Origin of the sequence: Oerskovia paurometabola (genome assembly GCF_016907365.1) — a bacterium.
Classification (GTDB): Bacteria; Actinomycetota; Actinomycetes; order Actinomycetales; family Cellulomonadaceae; genus Oerskovia; species Oerskovia paurometabola.
Map to the genome: position 1 here is coordinate 1,546,741 of NZ_JAFBBV010000001.1, position 17,959 is coordinate 1,564,699.

General features: G+C 72.2%; 17 protein-coding genes. 7 read left to right on the forward strand and 10 right to left on the reverse strand.

Going from position 1 to position 17,959, the window contains the following annotated elements:
- Positions 1 to 70: 70 nt before the first annotated feature.
- Both ybaK and JOD48_RS06900 read right to left on the reverse strand, forming a co-directional pair.
- Positions 71 to 574: a Cys-tRNA(Pro) deacylase gene (gene ybaK, locus JOD48_RS06895; RefSeq protein ID WP_191789325.1), complete on the reverse strand. Its 504-nt coding sequence runs from the start codon at positions 572 to 574 to the stop codon at positions 71 to 73.
- Positions 575 to 589: 15 nt separating this feature from the next.
- The gene (locus JOD48_RS06900) at positions 590 to 1,318 is read right to left on the reverse strand and encodes a VIT1/CCC1 transporter family protein (protein ID WP_191789324.1); all 729 of its coding nucleotides are present in this window, start codon (positions 1,316 to 1,318) and stop codon (positions 590 to 592) included.
- 219 nt (positions 1,319 to 1,537) lie between these two features.
- Between JOD48_RS06900 and JOD48_RS06905 the strand changes: the two genes are divergently transcribed.
- Positions 1,538 to 2,488, forward strand: coding sequence for an Acg family FMN-binding oxidoreductase (locus JOD48_RS06905; RefSeq protein ID WP_204808226.1), 951 nt, complete (start codon positions 1,538 to 1,540; stop codon positions 2,486 to 2,488).
- Between the two features lie 6 nt (positions 2,489 to 2,494).
- Here the strand turns inward: JOD48_RS06905 and JOD48_RS06910 are convergent, their stop codons facing one another.
- Entirely contained in the window at positions 2,495 to 5,149 is a 2,655-nt protein-coding gene (locus JOD48_RS06910; RefSeq protein ID WP_204808228.1) for a DEAD/DEAH box helicase, read from the reverse strand.
- 97 nt (positions 5,150 to 5,246) lie between these two features.
- Between JOD48_RS06910 and JOD48_RS06915 the strand changes: the two genes are divergently transcribed.
- Both JOD48_RS06915 and JOD48_RS06920 read left to right on the forward strand, forming a co-directional pair.
- On the forward strand, positions 5,247 to 5,843 hold the full coding sequence (locus tag JOD48_RS06915) for a YdeI/OmpD-associated family protein (RefSeq protein ID WP_204808230.1): 597 nt from the start codon (positions 5,247 to 5,249) through the stop codon (positions 5,841 to 5,843).
- 81 nt (positions 5,844 to 5,924) lie between these two features.
- Positions 5,925 to 7,376, forward strand: coding sequence for an alanine/glycine:cation symporter family protein (locus tag JOD48_RS06920; RefSeq protein WP_204808233.1), 1,452 nt, complete (start codon positions 5,925 to 5,927; stop codon positions 7,374 to 7,376).
- 40 nt (positions 7,377 to 7,416) lie between these two features.
- Here the strand turns inward: JOD48_RS06920 and JOD48_RS06925 are convergent, their stop codons facing one another.
- From JOD48_RS06925 to JOD48_RS06935, 3 genes are all read right to left on the reverse strand, one after another.
- A complete protein-coding gene (locus JOD48_RS06925) occupies positions 7,417 to 8,226 on the reverse strand; it encodes an aminoglycoside 3'-phosphotransferase (RefSeq protein WP_204808235.1) in 810 nt (269 codons plus the stop codon).
- A 131-nt stretch (positions 8,227 to 8,357) separates the two neighbouring features.
- Positions 8,358 to 8,696: a hypothetical protein gene (locus JOD48_RS06930; protein WP_204808237.1), complete on the reverse strand. Its 339-nt coding sequence runs from the start codon at positions 8,694 to 8,696 to the stop codon at positions 8,358 to 8,360.
- Positions 8,697 to 8,716: 20 nt separating this feature from the next.
- Entirely contained in the window at positions 8,717 to 9,673 is a 957-nt protein-coding gene (locus JOD48_RS06935; protein ID WP_239527345.1) for a 3-methyladenine DNA glycosylase, read from the reverse strand.
- A gap of 201 nt (positions 9,674 to 9,874) precedes the next feature.
- Here JOD48_RS06935 and JOD48_RS06940 point away from each other — a divergent pair, with 201 nt between their 5' ends.
- Positions 9,875 to 10,819 carry a DUF4190 domain-containing protein gene (locus JOD48_RS06940; RefSeq protein WP_204808239.1) on the forward strand — a complete coding sequence of 315 codons (945 nt, stop codon included), beginning with the start codon at positions 9,875 to 9,877 and terminating at the stop codon, positions 10,817 to 10,819.
- 20 nt (positions 10,820 to 10,839) lie between these two features.
- On the opposite strand, the gene JOD48_RS06945 is transcribed toward JOD48_RS06940, so the two are convergent.
- Both JOD48_RS06945 and map read right to left on the reverse strand, forming a co-directional pair.
- Entirely contained in the window at positions 10,840 to 11,223 is a 384-nt protein-coding gene (locus JOD48_RS06945) for a DUF1622 domain-containing protein (RefSeq protein ID WP_204808242.1), read from the reverse strand.
- A gap of 89 nt (positions 11,224 to 11,312) precedes the next feature.
- Positions 11,313 to 12,089 (reverse strand): type I methionyl aminopeptidase, encoded by a 777-nt coding sequence (gene map, locus JOD48_RS06950; protein WP_204808244.1) that lies wholly within the window; start codon positions 12,087 to 12,089, stop codon positions 11,313 to 11,315.
- A 66-nt stretch (positions 12,090 to 12,155) separates the two neighbouring features.
- Here map and JOD48_RS06955 point away from each other — a divergent pair, with 66 nt between their 5' ends.
- A complete protein-coding gene (locus JOD48_RS06955) occupies positions 12,156 to 12,458 on the forward strand; it encodes a helix-turn-helix transcriptional regulator (RefSeq protein WP_191789315.1) in 303 nt (100 codons plus the stop codon).
- Positions 12,459 to 12,470: 12 nt separating this feature from the next.
- On the opposite strand, the gene JOD48_RS06960 is transcribed toward JOD48_RS06955, so the two are convergent.
- Positions 12,471 to 12,851, reverse strand: coding sequence for an MmcQ/YjbR family DNA-binding protein (locus JOD48_RS06960; RefSeq protein ID WP_191789314.1), 381 nt, complete (start codon positions 12,849 to 12,851; stop codon positions 12,471 to 12,473).
- Between the two features lie 38 nt (positions 12,852 to 12,889).
- Entirely contained in the window at positions 12,890 to 16,357 is a 3,468-nt protein-coding gene (locus tag JOD48_RS06965) for an FUSC family protein (RefSeq protein WP_204808246.1), read from the reverse strand.
- A 274-nt stretch (positions 16,358 to 16,631) separates the two neighbouring features.
- Here JOD48_RS06965 and JOD48_RS06970 point away from each other — a divergent pair, with 274 nt between their 5' ends.
- Both JOD48_RS06970 and JOD48_RS06975 read left to right on the forward strand, forming a co-directional pair.
- Positions 16,632 to 16,937 (forward strand): urease subunit gamma, encoded by a 306-nt coding sequence (locus JOD48_RS06970; RefSeq protein ID WP_191789312.1) that lies wholly within the window; start codon positions 16,632 to 16,634, stop codon positions 16,935 to 16,937.
- A 3-nt stretch (positions 16,938 to 16,940) separates the two neighbouring features.
- Positions 16,941 to 17,951, forward strand: coding sequence for a sirohydrochlorin chelatase (locus tag JOD48_RS06975; RefSeq protein ID WP_204808248.1), 1,011 nt, complete (start codon positions 16,941 to 16,943; stop codon positions 17,949 to 17,951).
- The last annotated feature ends 8 nt before the right edge of the window (positions 17,952 to 17,959 follow it).

Consider the following 17,959-nt stretch of genomic DNA (forward strand, 5'->3'; position numbering starts at 1 on the left):
GGCCCGTCGCGCATGCTGAGACAGTGTTACCCGCTGGTCCGTAGCGGCCGCGAAGCCGTCGCAGGAGACGTCAGTCTCGCGAGATCGGCGCCGTCACCGCGCCCGTGAGCGAGACCAGGTCGGCGGGCGCCAGCCCCACGTCGAGACCGCGGCGCCCGCCCGAGACGTACACCGCGTCGAACCCGAGGGCCGACTCGTCGACCACGGTGCGCAGCCGCTGACGCTGGCCGAGCGGCGAGATGCCACCCACGACGTACCCGGTCGCGCGCTCGGCCGCGGCCTGCTCGGCCATCGCCGCCTTCTTGCCGCCCGCCGCGTGCGCGAGGGCCTTGAGGTCGAGCTTGCGGTCCACGGGCACGACACCCACCACGAGCGTCCCGTCGACCGAGGTCACCAGGGTCTTGAACACCTGCTCGGCCGGGATGCCGATCGCCGCGGCGGCCTCGAGCCCGTAGCTCAGGTCGGAGGACGGGTCGTGCTCGTAGGGGTGCACGGTGTGCGGCACACCAGCCTTCTCGAGCGCGACGAGCGCGGGCGTGCCGGCGTGGGGCGAGGACTTCTGCTTCTTGGCCACAGGACGATTGTGCCCCTAGACGTTCACGTCGACGAGCGACCCGATGCCGTACGTGACCGCCATGGCGATCGCACCGCCCAGGACCGTGCGGATCGTCGCGCGCCGGGTCGGCGCCTGCCCCAGCCGTGCGCTGCCCCAGCCGGTGAGGACCAGCGCCAGGACGACCGCGACGAACGTGACCGGGATCCGTGCGGCGGTCGGCGCGAGCAGGATCGCCGCCATGGGCAGCAGACCACCGACCGTGAACGACACGATCGAGGCGACCGCTGCCTCCCACGGCGACGTCAGGTCGTCGGGGTCGATGTTCAGCTCGGCGTCCGCATGGGCCGCGAGCGGGTCGTTCGCGGTGAGCTGGACCGCGACCTCGTGCGCGAGCTCGGGCGTGAGCCCCTTGGCCCGGTAGATCCCCGCGAGCTCGGCGAGCTCCTCGTCGGGCATGGTCGCGAGCTCCTGGCGCTCCTTGGCGAGCATGGCCTCCTCGGTGTCGCGCTGCGTGCTCACCGAGACGTACTCGCCCGCGGCCATCGACAGCGCCCCCGCGAGCAGCGCCGCGGCGCCCGCGGTCGCGATGACCGGGATCGACGTGCTGGTCGCGGCGACGCCCACGACCACGCCCGCGGTCGACACGATGCCGTCGTTCGCGCCGAGGACCCCGGCGCGGAGGCGGTTGAGCCGTGCACCGGTCCCCTCGCGGCGGTGCTGCTCGCCCTCGTGCGGAGTCGTGTGCGGTCCCGGTGTGCTCATGAGGCCACCGTAGGACGGGGGAGCGGGCCTGTCGTGGCGGGCCGGAGTGCGCCACGACGGATCTCGCCTTCTGGTCGGCCGGGCCTGTGACCTGCACCTCGGCCCCGCCGGGACCTTTGGCACTGGCCGACCCGGGCACCTCCTGGGACGCTCGGAGTGGCAGAGGTGACCGCCGGCAGGGGATGCGTCAGGGGCGCATCGGAAGCAGGGAGAACGCACATGAGCATCGACGACCCCAGAATCGAACGGATCCTCGCGGCCGCGTCCCGCGCTCCCAGCGTGCACAACACCCAGCCGTGGTCCGTCCACGTGCACGGCACGACGCTCGACGTGCGCGCCGACGACTCGCGCCGCCTGACCCACGCGGACCCCGCAGGCCGGGAGATGTTCATCAGCTGCGGGGCGTTCCTGGCGAACCTGCGGGTCGCGGCACGCCGCGAGTCCTTCCGTCCGGTGCTGACGCTGCTGCCCGACGACGCCGACCCCGCCCTGTTCGCCCGCGTCGACCTGGTCCCGGGTGTCCTGCCCGACGCCGACGAGCTCGACCTCGCGGTCGCGATCGATCGGCGCTCGACGTCCCGCGTCCCGTTCGAGGACCAGCCGCTCGACGCCGACGTCGTCGACGACCTGGACGAGGCAGCCACCTCCGAGGGTGCGCGCCTCGTGATCCTCGCGCCGCAGGCCCCCGAGCGGACCGTCCTGCTGGACCTCGTCCGACGGGCCGAGGAGGCCGCCGGCAAGGACCACACCGGCCGTGTCGAGCAGGCGCGCTGGGTCACGAACGACCCCGACCGCCCCGACGGGATCCCCGTCTCTGCGCTCGGCCCCGCGAGCGACGACGCCCTGGCACCCGTGCGCCACTTCGGTGGGGACTCCACGAGCGACCGGGCCGCGTTCGAGCACCGTTCGACGCTCGCGGTCCTCACGACACCGGGTGACACCGTGCAGGACTGGCTCGCGGCCGGGCAGGCGCTCGAACGCGTCCTGCTGACCGCGACCACGTACTTCGTGCACGCCTCGTTCGCGACCACCGTCCTCGAGAACCCCGCCACGCGGGCCGAGCTCACCGCGGCGCTCGACGCGGGCGTCCCGCAGATGGTCATGCGGCTGGGCTACAGCCCGACGTCCCCCCGCACGCCCCGCCGCCCGGCCGACGACGTGCTGCGGTAGGCCGCGTCAGATCGTCCCGACCGCCACGACGCTCAGCACCACGGCGCCTGCCTCGTCGCTCGCCGCGAGGTCGACGACGGCGCTGATCGCCCAGTCGTGGTCGCCGGCCGGGTCGTCGAGCACCTGGCGGACGAACCACGTGCCGGGCTCGACGCGCTCGCCGTCGGGGCGCACGCCGTTCTCGACGATCTGCACGAGGGCCGACGAGCGCGCCGCGGCGTCCACGCCGATCGCGTCGTTGCCGTGCAGCTCGAACATCGGGTCGAGGGCGTCAGCCCACGCGTCGGCGTCCCAGCCGCTCGCCTTGTCGAGGGCCTCGAGCGCGTCGTAGTTCTCGCGCGCCGCGAGCTCGACCCGGCGGAACAGTGCGTTGCGGACCAGGACGCGGAACGAGCGCAGGTTGCCCGTGACGGGACGGGCCGGGGCCTCGGCGCCCGTGCCGGACAGCGGGCCGTCGCCGACCTCGTCGTCCGCATCGTCGTCGACAGGGTTGGCCAGGCGCTCCCACTCGTCGAGCAGCGACGAGTCGGTGCCGCGCACCAGCTCGCCCAGCCACTCGGTGATGTCCTGGACCTCCTCGGTGCGGTGCTCCTCGGAGATCGTCTGGCGCATCGAGCGGTACGCGTCGGCGAGGTAGCGCAGCACCACGCCCTCGGTGCGGTCCAGGCCGTACACCGAGACGAACTCGGCGAACGTCATGGCCCGCTCGACCATGTCGCGCACGACCGACTTGGGCGAGAGCTCGGCGTCCGAGACCCACGGGTTCGAGTGCTTGTAGGTGACGAACGCAGGCTCGAGCAGGTCCGCGAGCGGCTTGGGCCACGTGATGGTCTCGAGCAGCGCCATGCGCTCCTCGTACTCGTACCCCTCGGCCTTCATGGCTGCCACCGCCTCGCCGCGGGCCCGGTGCTGCTGCGCGACGAGCACCTGGCGCGGGTCGGACAGCGTGGCCTCCAGGACCGAGACGACGTCGAGCGCGTGCGTGGGGGACTCGACGTCGAGCAGGTCGAGCGCCGCGAGCGCGAAGGGCGACAACGGCTGGTTGAGCGCGAACTCGCGCGGCAGGTCGACCGTGAGGCGCACGCTGGGGCGCTGCCCGCTCGGGTACGTCGGGTCGGGCACGCGCACGCGCTCGACGATGCCCGCGACGCGCAGCGAGCGGTAGATGCGGAACACCTGGCGCACGTGGCGCTCGCGCTGGGCGTCGGTGTCGTGGTTGGCAGTGAGCAGGTGCTTCATCGCCTGGACTGGATCGACCCCGCGGTCACCGCGCGCGAGCACGTTGAGCACCATGGCGTGGTTGACCGTGAAGTGGCTGGTCAGGGCCTCGGGGTCGGCGTCGCGCAGGCGATCGAACGTCGCGTCGGTCCAGTTGACCGCACCCGCCGGCGCCTTCTTGCGCACGAGCTTCTTGAGCTTCTTGGGGTCGTCCCCGGCCTTGGCCAGCAGCTTGCGGTTCTCGATCACGTGCTCGGGGGCCATGACGAGGACCTCGCCGAGCGTGTCGTAGCCCGCCCGGCCCGCGCGGCCCGCGATCTGGTGGAACTCGCGCGCCGTGAGGTGACGCATGCGCTCGCCGTCGAACTTCACCAGGCTCGTCATGAGGACCGTGCGGATGGGGACGTTGATGCCCACGCCCAGGGTGTCGGTGCCGCACACGACCTTGAGCAGCCCCGCCTGGGTCAGGCGCTCGACCACGCGCCGGTACTTGGGCAGCATGCCCGCGTGGTGCACGCCCACGCCGTGCCGCAGGAACTTGCTGAGCGTCCTGCCGAACCCCGACGTGAAGCGGAAGTCACCCAGCTCGGCCGCGATCGCGTCCTTCTCCGAACGGCTCGCGACGTTGATGCTCAGCAGGGACTGGGCGCGGTCGACCGCGTCCTTCTGCGTGAAGTGCACGACGTACACGGGCGCGCGGTGCGTCGTGACGAGCTCCTCGATCACCTCGCCCAGCGGTTCGACGACGTAGGCGAACGTGAGCGGCACGGGGCGCTCGGCGCTCGTGACCTCGGCGACGGGACGTCCCGTGCGGGACTCGAGGTCCTCGGTGAACGTCGAGGTGTCGCCCAGCGTCGCGGACATCAGCACGAACTGCGCCTGCGGCAGCTCGAGCAGCGGGACCTGCCACGCCCAGCCGCGCTGCGGGTCCGCGTAGTAGTGGAACTCGTCCATGACGACCTGCGCGACGTCCGCGTCGGCGCCGTCGCGCAGCGCGATGTTCGCGAGGATCTCCGCGGTGCAGCAGATGATGGGCGCGGTCGGGTTGACCGACGAGTCGCCCGTCATCATGCCCACGTTCGCGGAGCCGAACACCGCGACGAGCGCGAAGAACTTCTCGCTCACGAGCGCCTTGAGCGGCGCCGTGTAGTAGCTGCGGCCGGGGACTCCTGCGCGGTGCGCGGCGAGGGCCGCGTAGTGCGCGCCGACCGCCACGAGCGACTTCCCCGAGCCCGTGGGCGTGGCCAGGATGACGTGCGCGCCCGAGAAGATCTCGATGACGGCCTCGTCCTGGTGCGCGTAGAGGTCGATCCCCGTCTCGGTGGCCCACTCGGTGAACCCTTCGTAGAGGGCGTCAGGGTCCGGGGTGCCCGAGCCGTCCGGTGCCGGCAGGTGACGAACCAGGCCGGGCTCGGGACGGGTGGTGGGGGTCGTGGTGCTCATCGTGGCCATTGTCGCAGAGGCGTTGTCCCCCGGGGGGTCCCGGGCCTCGGGAGCCCTCGCCGCGCGCGTCCGCGGCTGCCCGTGGAAGTCTGTGCGGATGGTGACCGACCGGCGCGCGGACGCGCCCCGCTTCCACCCCGAGACCGCGGCGCAGTGGCGTGCGTGGCTCACCGAGCACCACGACGACGAGGTGCCCGGCGTCTGGGTCGTGCAGTGGCGGCGGGCGAGCGGCCGTTCCCCGATCGACTACGACGCGCTCATCGAGGAGGCGTTGAGCTTCGGGTGGATCGACGGGACCGTGCAGACGATCGACGACGAGCGCTCCATGATGTGGCTCACACGGCGGCGGCCGGGGAGCCGCTGGACGCGCCTGAGCAAGGAACGGGTCGCGCGCGCCGAGGCGGACGGCAGGATGACCGACCCGGGTCGCGCGGTGATCGACGCTGCCCGCGCCGACGGCTCGTGGACGAGGTACGACGACGCCGAGGCGCTCGTCGTCCCCGACGACCTGGCCTCGGCGTTCGCCGCCGCGCCGCCCGCTCGAGAGCACTGGGACGCCTTCCCGCCGGGCGTGCGCCGGCTGATCCTGGGATGGATCGCGGACGCCAAGCGGGCCCCGACGCGCGCGGCCCGGATCGCCGAGACAGCCCAGAAGGCGCAGCGCGGGGAGCGCGCGCACTCCCAGCCCCGCTGAGGGGCCGCCGCGACACGAGGTGCCGTGGGAGGTTAGCGTCCTGGCGACGGCTGCCCCGCCGTCGGGCTGGAGGAATGAAGCATGGACGTCTTGCAAGAGGCGCTGATCGACCCGTTGAGCAACGCCCTGTACTCGTACGTCCTGATCTACGTCCTCATCGGCGCGGGCGTCTACTTCACGGTCCGCACGCGCGCCGTCCAGGTGCGCCTCTTCGGGCTCATGTTCCGGCTCGTGGGCGGCTCGACCGGCTCGGCCGAGGGCGGCATCTCGTCCTTCCAGGCGTTCTGCGTGGGGCTCGCGTCCCGCGTGGGGACGGGAAACATCGCGGGCGTCGCGATCGCGCTGACGCTCGGCGGCCCGGGGGCCATCTTCTGGATGTGGTGCGTCGCGCTCATCGGGATGGCGACCGCGTTCGTCGAGGCGACGCTCGGCCAGATCTTCAAGGTCCGCGCCGACGACGGCTCCTACCGCGGCGGCCCCGCGTACTACATCCAGCGCGGCCTGGGCTCGCGGCGGTGGGGGATCGTGTTCGCGATCCTGCTGATCTTCGCGTTCGGGTTCGCGTTCAACATGGTCCAGGCCAACACCATCAGCGAGGCGCTCGACAACGGCCACGCGGTCTCGCCCGGCTGGACCGCGGTGCTCCTCATGGTCCTCGCGGCCCCCGTGCTGTTCGGCGGCGTCAAGCGCGTCGCGAAGGTCGCGGGGATCGTGCTGCCGATCATGGCGGGTGTCTACGTCCTGCTCGCGACGACCATCATCCTCATGAACCTCGGCGCCGTGCCGGGCGTGGTCCGGCAGATCGTCGAGGGCGCGTTCGGGCTCGACCAGGCCGTCGCGGGCACGGCCGGGGGGATCCTCGCGGCGCTGCTCAACGGGGTCAAGCGCGGCCTGTTCTCGAACGAGGCGGGCATGGGCAGCGCCCCGAACGCCGCCGCGACCGCGACGGTCTCGCACCCCGCCAAGCAGGGGCTCATCCAGTCGCTCGGGGTGTTCGTCGACACGATCGTGGTGTGCTCGGCGACGGCCTTCATCATCCTCATGGCAGGGCCCGAGGTCTTCGACCCGGGAACCACGACCGACGCGGCCGGGGCCTCGCTCACGCAGCAGGCCGTCGCGGCCCAGCTCGGGACGTGGACCGTGTGGCCCATGACGGTCCTCGTGTTCGTCTTCGCGTTCTCCTCGGTGCTCGGCAACTACTCGTACGCCGAGGTCAACCTGACGTTCCTCGGCATCCGCGCCAAGGCGCTCACGGCGCTGCGCACGCTCGTGCTCGCCGCGATCGGGATCGGGTCGCTCATCGAGCTCGAGGCGGTGTGGGCCGTCGCGGACGTTGCGATGGCGCTCATGGCGCTTGTGAACCTCGTCGCGATCGTGCTGCTGGGACGCTGGGCGTTCGGTGCGCTCAAGGACTTCGAGCGTGGTCGCAAGGACGGGACCGACGCCCGGTTCGTCGGGGCCGGGAACCCGGACCTGCCCGGGGACGTCCCGGGCGACGTGTGGGCACCGGTCCCGCAGGACTCGAAGGCGTAGCACCCGCTCGGCGCCGGCGCCGGTCATCGCAGGGGCGCGGTCAGCCCAGGTCCCAGAGCAGCCTGTAGTAGGCGATGCGTTCCTTGTCCGGCTCTGTCCCGTAGGCCTCGTACACGATCCCGTCGTAGCCGGGCCCGTAGTTCCACTCGGTGCTCCAGGCTGCCACGGCCAGGTCCGCCCAGCGGTCCGCGACGCCGAGCGACCCGAGGTCGACGTGCGCCGCGAACGAGCCGTCGGCGGCCAGCAGGGTGTTGGGCGCGCACGCGTCGCCGTGGCACACGACCAACCTGTCCACGGGGGGCGCGAGGTCGAGCAGGGGGCGCGCCTCGGCGACCGAGAGCTGCGCGTGCTCGGGGAACCACTCGGTCGGGCCCTCGCCGTCGGCGATCCGCTCGTCGGCGCGCGCGACGCGCTGCTCGACGCTCCACGTGAACGGGCAGTCCTCGACGGGCAGGGCGTCGTGCAGGACGCGCAGGCCGTGGCCGATCGCCGCCGCGGCGGTCGCCGGTTCGGCGATCCAGCGCGGGTCGACGGCCGAGGCCGCGTCGATCGCCTCGGTCACGAGCCAGGCGCCGACCTCGTCCTGCCCGGCGTCGAGCACCCGTGGCACGGTGGCGAAGCGGGAGGCCCACGCGAGCCGCTCGGCCTCGGCGAGCAGGTCGATCTCCGGCGTCCCGGCCGCGACCCACTTGACGTAGCGGTCGGTACCCCACCGGAACGTGAGGCCGCCGAGGTCGTTCTTCCACACCGGCACGAGGTCCCCGCCCCCTGCGGTGTCGACGAGCGATCGGACGGCGGGCGGGACGGGCACGGGGCCCGTCGGGATCTCGGCGAGCGGCGGTCGGGTCATGCCCCGATCCTGCCAGGCCGCCCAGCACCGCCGAGACGGGTGGTCCCGCACGAGACGGGTGCCCGCGCCACGGCCCGGACCACCCGTCTCGCGCCGGACCACCCACCTCGTGCCCCGCGGCCACAGGTCCGTCAGGCCGGAACGATCTCGAGCTGCGCAGGTTCGGGAAGCTCCGTCGGTCGTTCCTCGGCGACGCTGACCCACTCGATGCCGCCGAGCTCGCCGTCGAGGAGGTAGAGGAACAGCCCGTCGGGGGAGCCGATCACCCTCGCGTCCACCACGACCTGCATCCCGGTGCCGGTCCGGAAGTCGATCGACGGGCAGCCACAACCGCACGTGCCGGTCACCACGGCGCTCCGGGCCTGTCGGCGGAGCCCTGAGACCCCGTCCACGTCGATCGAGAGCAGGGCGTCGAGCACGCTGCGCTCGCGGTCCGTCAGCGGCCGGGGCATGCGGGTCGTGCGGGTCATGCGGGCAACTGTCGCACGCGTCAGGCCGGCAGGCGCTCGCAGACCTCGACGAGCCGTTCGCGCAGCGTCGCGGACCGCTCGGCGAAGCCCCGCTGGAGCCGCACGTACTCGGCCTTGCCTGCGGGGGTCTCGATCGCGACGGGCGCCTCGCCGTACGACGACACGTCGTAGGGGCTGGCCCGCATGTCGACCCAGCGGATGTCGCGGGAGAGCTCGAACGCGTCGAGCACGAGCCCGCTCGGCACGGCGGGGGACAGCTTGGTCGCCCACTTGTAGAGGTCCATGTTGGCGTGCAGGCAGCCGGGCTGCTCGAGCGCGGGCTGCGTGTCGCGCGTGGGCTGGAGCCGGTTGAGGCCCACGGCCTCGGGGGTGAAGAAGCGGAACGCGTCGAAGTGCGTGCAGCGCACGGGGTGCGAGGTCACGACGTCGTCGGTGCCCTGGGCCCCGAGCCGCAGCGGCAGGGGGTGGCGGTGGTCGCGGCCCTGGGCGTGGTCGCGGTAGACCATGGCCCACTCGTGCAGCCCGAAGCACCCGAGGCTCGCCGGCCGGGAGGCCGTGGCCGCGAGCAGGTCGCGGGCATAGCGCACGGTGTCGCCGCGGTCTGCGAGGAACGCGTCGACGTCGAGCGTCACGCCGCCGGTGGTGTCGGTCCGGTACCACCGCCAGGTGGCGCGCTCGGCGAGGAGGGGCGCGGCGCCGTCGGGCGTGCTGCTGTCACCGGAGAGCGTGACGCCCGCGCCGGGGTGCCAGCGCCGGAGCTGGGCGGGGCGCGTGGGGTAGTAGGTGAAGAGGAAGTCCTCGACGGCGTGCTTCTCGCCGCGCGCCTTGCGCTCGCGCCAGCCCGCGGTCAGGGCGTCGGCGCGCTCGGCGTGCGCCGTCGCGAGGGGGAGCCACGCGTCACCGGCGAGGATGTCCGGCCCGACGGCGTCGCGCGGCTCGGGAGGGCGCGTGCGGTGGGGAGCGGGAAGCGTGGGCATGGTTCCAGGGTAGATGTCGGTCGGTGGTGGCCCGTCGTGGCGGCAGGTGCGTGGTTCCGGTGGTTTTCACCCGAAAGTCCTCTCCACGGCATCTCCACACATGGAACACTTGTGCCGGAGTGCGCGCCGAGCGCGCGCGCCTCCCTCCTCCGCACACTCCGGCGTCGCCGTGCCGTGCACGACAAGAAGACGAGCAGACGAATGACGTACCCCCCTCCCGGACCCGCAGAGCCGACCCCGCCGTCGCTCGGCTATCCCGGAGCGCCGCAGCCCTCGCCGTACCAGCAGCCCGGCCAGCCCGCCCTGCCCGGCCAGCCCGGCGCGTGGGGGCCGGAGCAGGGCGGCTACCCGCCGCCCTACGGCGTCGTCCCGCTCAAGAAGTCCAACGTGCTCGCGGTCACGGGCCTCGTGCTCGCGATCGTCGCTCTCGTGCTCTGCCTGATCCCGATCATCAACCTCTTCGCGGCGGTCCTGGCGCTCGCAGGCCTCGTCCTGGGCATCATCGGGCTCGTCAAGGCAGGGGCGCTCGGGAGCGGCAAGGGTATGTCGATCGCCGCGATCGTCATCTCGGTCGTCGCCGGGATCGGTGCGGTGATCTCCCAGGTCGTGTTCGTCGCAGCCCTCGACGAGCTTTCCACGAGCCTCGGGTCGACGAGCATCTCGAGCTCGGCCCCCGAGGAGCCCGCGGGAGCAGAGACGCCCGCGGACACGACGGGCGAGGACGTTCCCGCTGACGGCGCGGTCGGCGACTCCTCGCCGGCCCTCGTCTTCGGTGACGCCGCCGTCTACGAGGACGGCCTCGAGGTCGGTGCGAGCGCCCCGGCCGCGTTCACGCCCAGCGACACTGCGGCGGGCGACGAGGGGTTCACGCAGTTCGTGCGGATCGACCTCACCCTGACGAACGGGACCGCGGAGACGTTCGACCCCACGTTCACGTACGTCACGCTCTCGTCGGGCGGTGTCGAGGGCTCCCAGGTCTTCGACGCGGCGAACCAGATCAGCAGCACCCCGAGCACGCCCCTGCTCCCGGGCCAGTCGCTGACGTTCCCCGTGGTCTTCGGGGTCACGGACCCCGCCGACGTGACCATGGAGGTCAACGTCGGGGCATGGGAGTACGACGCGGTCCTGTTCTCCACGACGAGCTGACGCGCGCAGGTGGCGGGGGCCTACGTGCGCGTGGGCCCCGCCGCCGCGTCCTCGGTGGGCGTCGGGTCCGGCTCGGGGGCCTGCTGCCAGGGCCAGCGGCCCGTGATCTCGAGCTCGAGCGAGAAGCTGAGGAACGTCCGGATGAGGACGATCGCGGCGAGCACACCGACGCTCTCGAGCGTCGGTGTGATCGCGACCGTACGGATGATGTCGGCGGCGACCAGGAGCTCGAGCCCGAGCAGGATCGAGCGACCGAGCCGCCGCCGGAAGAGGCGGTAGACGTTGCCCTCCCGGCGTCGGGTCAGGGACAGGAATGCCGCGTACAGGGCGCCGACCACGATCGCGGCGACCCCCGCCGCGTCGACCACCTTGCCGACGACCTCGATCACCTCGGCGAACGTCATGAGCCGAGCGTAGGACGGAACGGCCGTGCGGGCCGGGCGGGACGAGCGGCCGTCGAGTCAGGCGAGCAGACGCACGTGCCGTGCCGACCTCACGAGGGCCGCGGCAGCGTGAGGATCTCGGCCCCGTCGTGCGTGATCGCGATCGTGTGCTCGCTGTGCGCGGTCCGGCAGCCCGTCGCACTGCGGAGAGTCCATCCGTCGGCATCGGTGACGAGCTCGGCGGTGTCCTGCATGACCCAGGGTTCCAGGGCGAGCAGCAGCCCGGGCTGCAGCCGGTATCCGCGTCCGGGGCGTCCCGTGTTCGAGACGTGGGGGTCCTGGTGCATGGTCGAGCCGATCCCGTGGCCTCCGAACTCGGTGTTGATCAGGTATCCCGCGTCGCCGAGGACCGTGCCGATGGCGTGGGAGAGGTCGCCGACGCGGGCGCCGGGTCGTGCGGCCGCGATGCCCGCCGCGAGGGCGCGCTCGGTCGCGTCGATCATGGCGAGGCTCTCCGGGGGGCGTGCGTCCCCCACGACGAAGCTGAGAGCGGCGTCTGCCGCGACGCCCCCCAGGGAGACGGCGAGGTCGAGCGTCAGCAGGTCGCCGTCGGCAAGCGTGTAGTCGTGCGGACGCCCGTGCAGCACGGCGTCGTTGACGGCCGTGCAGACGTAGTGGCCGAAGGGCCCACGCCCGAACGACGGGGCGTAGTCGACGTAGCAGGACAGCGCGCCGGCCTGGAGGATCAGCTCCTTCGCCCACCGGTCGATGTCCAGGAGGTTCGTCCCGACGGTGCTGCGGCCCTTGAGCGTGTGCAGGACGTGAGCGACCAGGGCTCCCGTCTCTCGTGCTCGGGACAGCTCGGTGGGGTTCAGTATCTCGATCATGCGGTGTCTTCCTCGTGGTTCCAATAACTATACCGGCCATGTTATCCCGGTACTAGAATCGGGTCCATGGTCAGGTTGCCGCTCACCCCCGCCGAGGTCGAACGCGGGCAGCGCCTCGGTGCTCTGCTGCGTCGGGCCAGGGGGGACCGCTCGATGCTCGAGGTCGCGCTCGACGCGCGCGTCTCGCCCGAGACCCTCCGGAAGATCGAGACGGGCAGGGTCGCCACCCCTGCCTTCCCGACCGTCGCCGCGATCGCCGACGTCCTGGGCCTCTCCCTCGACGAGGTCTGGGCCGAGGTCACGCGGCCGGAGGGCGACCGTCCCGGGCAACGTGTCGGCCAGGGCGCGCGCGAGCGGCTGGCCTCCTAGGCGGCGAGGGCCCTACTCGGTCGCGTCGAGGAACGCCTGCGCGAGGCGCCGGGGCGCCCGCGCGAGCCATGCGTCCTCGAGGAGCTCCTCGAGCTCGGGGACGGCGACGCGGTCGAGGCGTGCAAGAACGATCGGATAGCCCGCGAAGTGGGCCGTCGTGAAGAAGGTGCTCGGCTCGTCGCCCACGAGCGCGAGCTTCTCGCCCTCGTCGGCGACGTAGAACCCGAGCGGTGCGGTGTCCGGCGCGGAGACGCCCAGCTCGTCCAGGTCCCGACGGCGCAGCGGACGTTCCCAGGCGAAGTTCCGTCCGTGCACGGCCCACTCGCGCGGGCGGTGCTCGGCCGTGTCCGGCAGCACCGCCGCGATCCGCCCGACGTCCTCCCACGTGGCCATGCTTCGACGCTACGCCTCGCGTGCCGTGACCGCTCGCGTCAGAGCGGTGCGCTCGCCGCTTCCTCGCCCTTGCCCGTCGCCCCTGGGGCGATGCTCTCGATGAGCACGACGAGCGTCTGGTTGATGCGCTCGACCTGACGCAGGACGACGTCCTGCGGGCGCGTCGGAGGGCCGGTCGGGTCGTACTCGCTGCCGAAGTCGAGGTTCTCCTCGACCGTGCCGGGGAGGCGGTCCGCCAGCACGGCTCGCAGGGCCGAGATGTTCGCGCTCGTGGTCCTGCGCAGCCGGTCCCAGTCCTCGGACGACACGTCGGCCCCCGCCTCGATCATGCGCTCGACCGCCCGGGCGAGGTGCCGCGTGTAGTAGGTCAGCGACCACACCGCCGTGAGGCGTCCCTCGATGCCACCGACCTCGAGCGCGCCCGCGGCACGCCGCAGGGGGGCGGCGGTGGCGTTGACCCGGCGGACGTCCTGGGTGATCACGAGGAGGTGCTTCTCGATCGCCTTCCGCGAGATCTTGGTGCCTCCCGCGAGGCGTTCGAGCCCCGCGGTGATCACGATCTCGACGTCCCGGAGGAGGGTCGCGACGTCCTTGTTGAGCTTGGTGCGGGTACGTGTGGGGAAGACGAACCATGCGACGGCCAGGGCGACCGCGGCCCCGAAGAGGGTCTCCAGGATCCTGACCTCGACCGCGAGCGTCGTCAGGCGTCCGAGGAACTCGTACAGGAGCGCGAAGAACATGGTCATCCAGAAGCTCGACACGGCGGGCGAGACCTGCTGGTAGTACCTCGAGGCGAAGATCGCCACGGCGATCAGCGGGAGGACGATCGCAGGGTCCGCGCCCGTCCAGATCGCGACACCGAAACCGACGGCCGCGCCGAGGACCGTGCCCGCGATGCGCTGGGCTCCCTTGACGAACGTCTCGCCGTCGGTGCCGCCCAGCACCTGGTAGGCCGAGATGGTCGCCCAGTACTGGTGCGTCGTGGAGACGGCCTCGCCGATGCCGAGCGCCGCGCCGGTCGCGACCGCCGCCTGCACGGCACGCTTCGTCACGGGCGACATCGGCACCTTGCCGTCCTGCGGCGGGGCCGAGGGGGCGACGAGCTCGTCGAGGGCCGCCTCGTCGTCCTGCGTGCCGTCGGGATCGACCGTGGCGAGCGGGGGCGCATCGGGGTCGAGGCTCGAGACCTCGGCGGTCCGCAGGACGTCGGCCGCCCGGTAGAGCTCGGTGCAGGCCTGGTAGAGCAGACGGGCGGCCTGCGGCCACTCCGCCGGGGGGCGGTCGCCCTGCCAGGGGGCGAGCTGCGTGGCCGGGGCCGCGGGAGGTGAGCCGTCGACGGGGCGAGCAGCGATCTCCGCGAGGTGCGCCTGCAGCAGCTCGATCCGTCCCGCGAGCCGTCCGCGCAGCTCCAGGGGGATCGCGGTGCCCGTGACGTTGCGCGCGGCGGTCATGAGGTTGACCGCGGCGAGCTCCGTGTCGAACAGGTGCAACCGGACCTCGGCGCTGCGGGCGGGCTCGATCCCGGTCGCGTTCTCCCCGCCCGTGAGCTGCCCCGCGAGGAACGCCGCCCCGCGGTGCAGCTCCCGCATGTCGAGCCGGACCCGCTTGACGATGTCCGGGTCCCACCGAGCCCAGGAGACGGCGTCGACGAGCGCGTCCATCGACGTGACCAGGCGGCGTCCGAACCCGTCGATCCCACCGCGCAGCACCTTGAGGGGCCGTTCCGGGAGGATCACGTAGTTCAGGACCCAGGCCCACACGACTCCGAGCGCGGCCGCGGTGATGTAGAGGAGCACTTCCGTGAGGTGCAGCCGCAGGATGAGCGCGAAGTAGTACGCGACGAACGTGACCTGGCCGAGCGCCGCCCAGCGAGGCCCGAACCGTCCGACCCATACGCCGAGTCCCGCGACGGCCACGACGAGCACGGCGGTCCAGACGGGGGATCTCGAGACCAGCGCCCCGAGCACGACCACGAGGCTGACAGGGGCGATGAGCAGGATGCTCGTGACCTTGCGACCCCGCTGCGTCTTGTCGACCGAGATGCCTGTGCTGAGCATGGCGACGAAGCCGCCGAACATCGCGGGCTGGAGCCCGTCACGTCCGGTCGCCTCGAAGAGGACGTACAACGAGACGACGGCGGCGCTCGCCGCGAGCACGGCGCGCCCGGCCCCGCGCAGGCGGGCGTAGCCCGGGTCGACGAGGGACACGTGCTGGTCGACGAAGGTCTCCCACCGCGAGATCCGGCTGCGCGCCGACCGCTCCGCCGGTTCGGACGGGTCGGCGACGGGGCCCGCCCCGGGTCCGACGACGGGTCCGGGGACGTCCTCCTCGAGGAACCGGAGCACGAGCGCGTCGTCGGTGTGCAGGATCGAGACCGGCTTGTCGGTCACGATGATCGGCTGGTAGTCCAGGTCCCGGCTCACGGCGAACGTGATCTGCTGGGCGCGGTAGGCGAACGGCAGCCACTGGGTGTAGCGGCGGTAGGCGTCGTCGAGGTCGGTGAGCGGTTCGATCCCGGCGAGGTCGGCCATGTCGCGATCGAGCTCGACGAAGCGCGCGACCCACTCGTCCTGCCGCCCGCGGTGGTGCCCGCTCCGGGCGAGGCCGGCGAACTCGTCGGAGCTGACCACCTCGGGGACCGCGTGACTCGTCCAGCGCAGCCTCTTCTGCAGGTACTCGCCGAACTCGAGGAACTGGAAGGTCAGGGGGACGAGACCCGGTGTGGCTGTCGCCGGGTGACCGGCCGGCAGCCCCCACCGGAGCGCGCCGAGGGTCCCGCCGAGCATCCGGATCGCGTAGGGGAGGGCGAACTGGTCGCGCCCGCTCTGGAAGTAGTACGCCGCATGGTGCAGCCGCAGGCCGTCGGTGTACGACGAGAACGAGTCCGCGATGCCGTCGACGTGCCCGTCGAGCCCGCTCGGCTCGCCCTGCTGGAAGAACGGCGCCAGGCTCGCGACCGGGGAACCTGCACCGCGCTCCGCGCTGAAGAACTGCGCCGAGAGCGCGCGCAGGTCGCGGATCACGTCGTAGACGCCCAGGAGGAAGGTCAGGATCAACGACACGAGGACCACGCCCGTGAGCGTCTCGGCGATGCTGAGGAAGCGCAGCACGTCCGTCTCGGCCGTGAGCGAGGACCCGCCGACGGTCGAGAGCTGGGCCGCGCTGAAGTACATCGCGTTGAAGAAGTCGAGGCTCGCGCCCGTGCCGGACACCGAGAACGCGGTCTTGGTCATCTGGCCGTAGTAGATCAGCCCGAACCCGAGGATCACGCCGAACAGCCAGGCGACGACCGTGACCATGATCTGCAGGCCCGTGACCTGGCGCAGCGCGAGCGGGCGCCACCGCCTCGACATGCGTCGGGTGACACGGCGCAGCAGACGCCACTGGCCTGCGGCGAGCGGCCCCGCGATGAAACCGGACTCGTCGTAGTTGAGCGCGGTGAGGAACACGTCGAGCAGGGTCAGGGCGAGAATGACGATTCCGAGGACGAGCCACACTGTTTCCACGCGTTCAGGCTATCTTCGGCTCCTCGATCCGGCCTGGTGGAAATGTCGGGCGAACCGGGCGGTGGTTTATCTGCTGATTTGTCGGGGCTTCTTGTTGCGACAATGTCGCAGCTTGCCGCCAGGAATGCGAGGCGGCGAGGCGCGTGAAAGCGCTGGCCGGAGGGTTGCCGGTGCTCCGGTTGCACTCCTGCGGCGCCCGCGTAGTGTCGAGACATCAGACGCGAGACCGGTTCGTTCCGGCTGCCGGTCGCACTGGCGAAAGGTCGTGCAGGCAATGAATCTCACCCCACGAGAAATGGACAAGCTGTATGTCTACCAGGTCGCCGACCTGGCACGCAGGCGTCGGGAAAGGGGCACCAAGCTCAATCTCAGCGAGGCCCAGGCGCTGATCTCGGAAGCAATTCTCGAAGGAGCCCGCGACGGGAAGTCGGTCGCCGAGTGCATGGAGCTCGGAAAGACGATCGTGTCGGAGAAGGACTGTCTCCCGGGAGTCCGTGAGCGGCTCGCGCTGCTCCAGGTCGAGGCGACGTTCGTCGACGGCAGCAAGCTCGTCTCCTGTCACGACCCCGTGGCGGCCTGAGGTATGGGGTCGGGGGGGCCGGGGCAGACGCGGCTCGTCCTGGTCGGCGGGCACGAGAGCGCCGACGGGGCGGACGTGCGGTTCGTGGCGGACGGGCTCCCGGGCGTGACCGTCAGCCCGCCGGGCCGGACGCTCCACAACGCCGTGAGCGCGCTGCTCGCGACGGGCGACGGGCCCGTGGCGGTCCTGCCGATGACGTTCGGCCGGAACCCCACGATGGTCGCCGACACGGCCAAGACGCTCAAGTGGCTGAGCGTGGGGGCAGGGACGGGTCGGGTGGTCCTGTGCGACGACTTCGGCACGATCGACCACCTGGTCGCCTGGCTGCGCAGGGCCGCGACCGAGACCGCCGAGCGGCGGCCGGGGGCGGCCCTGGTGATCACGGCGACGTCGTCGAACCCGTTCGACGACGCGGAGCTTCACCGGGTCGCGCACCTCGTACGGACGCACGGCGCCGGGCTCCCGGTCGAGGTCGCGTGCGTCGAGGAGGACGCGGAGGTCGCCGAGGCGGTCCGTCGTGCGCGGCTCCTGGGGTCCACCGAGGCCGTCGTCGTCCCCGCAGGCTTCGCACGGACGAGCGCCGCCCCCTGGGGGATCGGCGAGCTCGCCCGGGCGACGTTCTACGGGCCGCTGATGTCGGAGCAGGCGATCCTCCAGGTCGTCCGGCAGCGGCTCGCCGCGGCCGAGCACAGCCTGAGCCACGGCCACGACGGGATCGAGACCGGTCTGCTCGCGGACCACGGTCACGGGTACGCCCACTCGCACGCCTTCGAGGAGAGCGGCGAGCACGGCGCGGCGGGTCACCAGCACCCGCACCCCCATCCTCATCCGCACCCCCGCCCGAGCGCCCCGCCGCATCCGTCACCTCACGGCGGCGGGGCGCACACCCACGACACCCACGACACCCACGACATCCACGACACAGTCGACGCCGCGCGGCGGGACGCCGACCATCTCGAGCCGCCGGCAGCGCACGGCGTCTCCCACGACGAGGTCCTCGCCCGTCGTCACTGAGCGGTCGC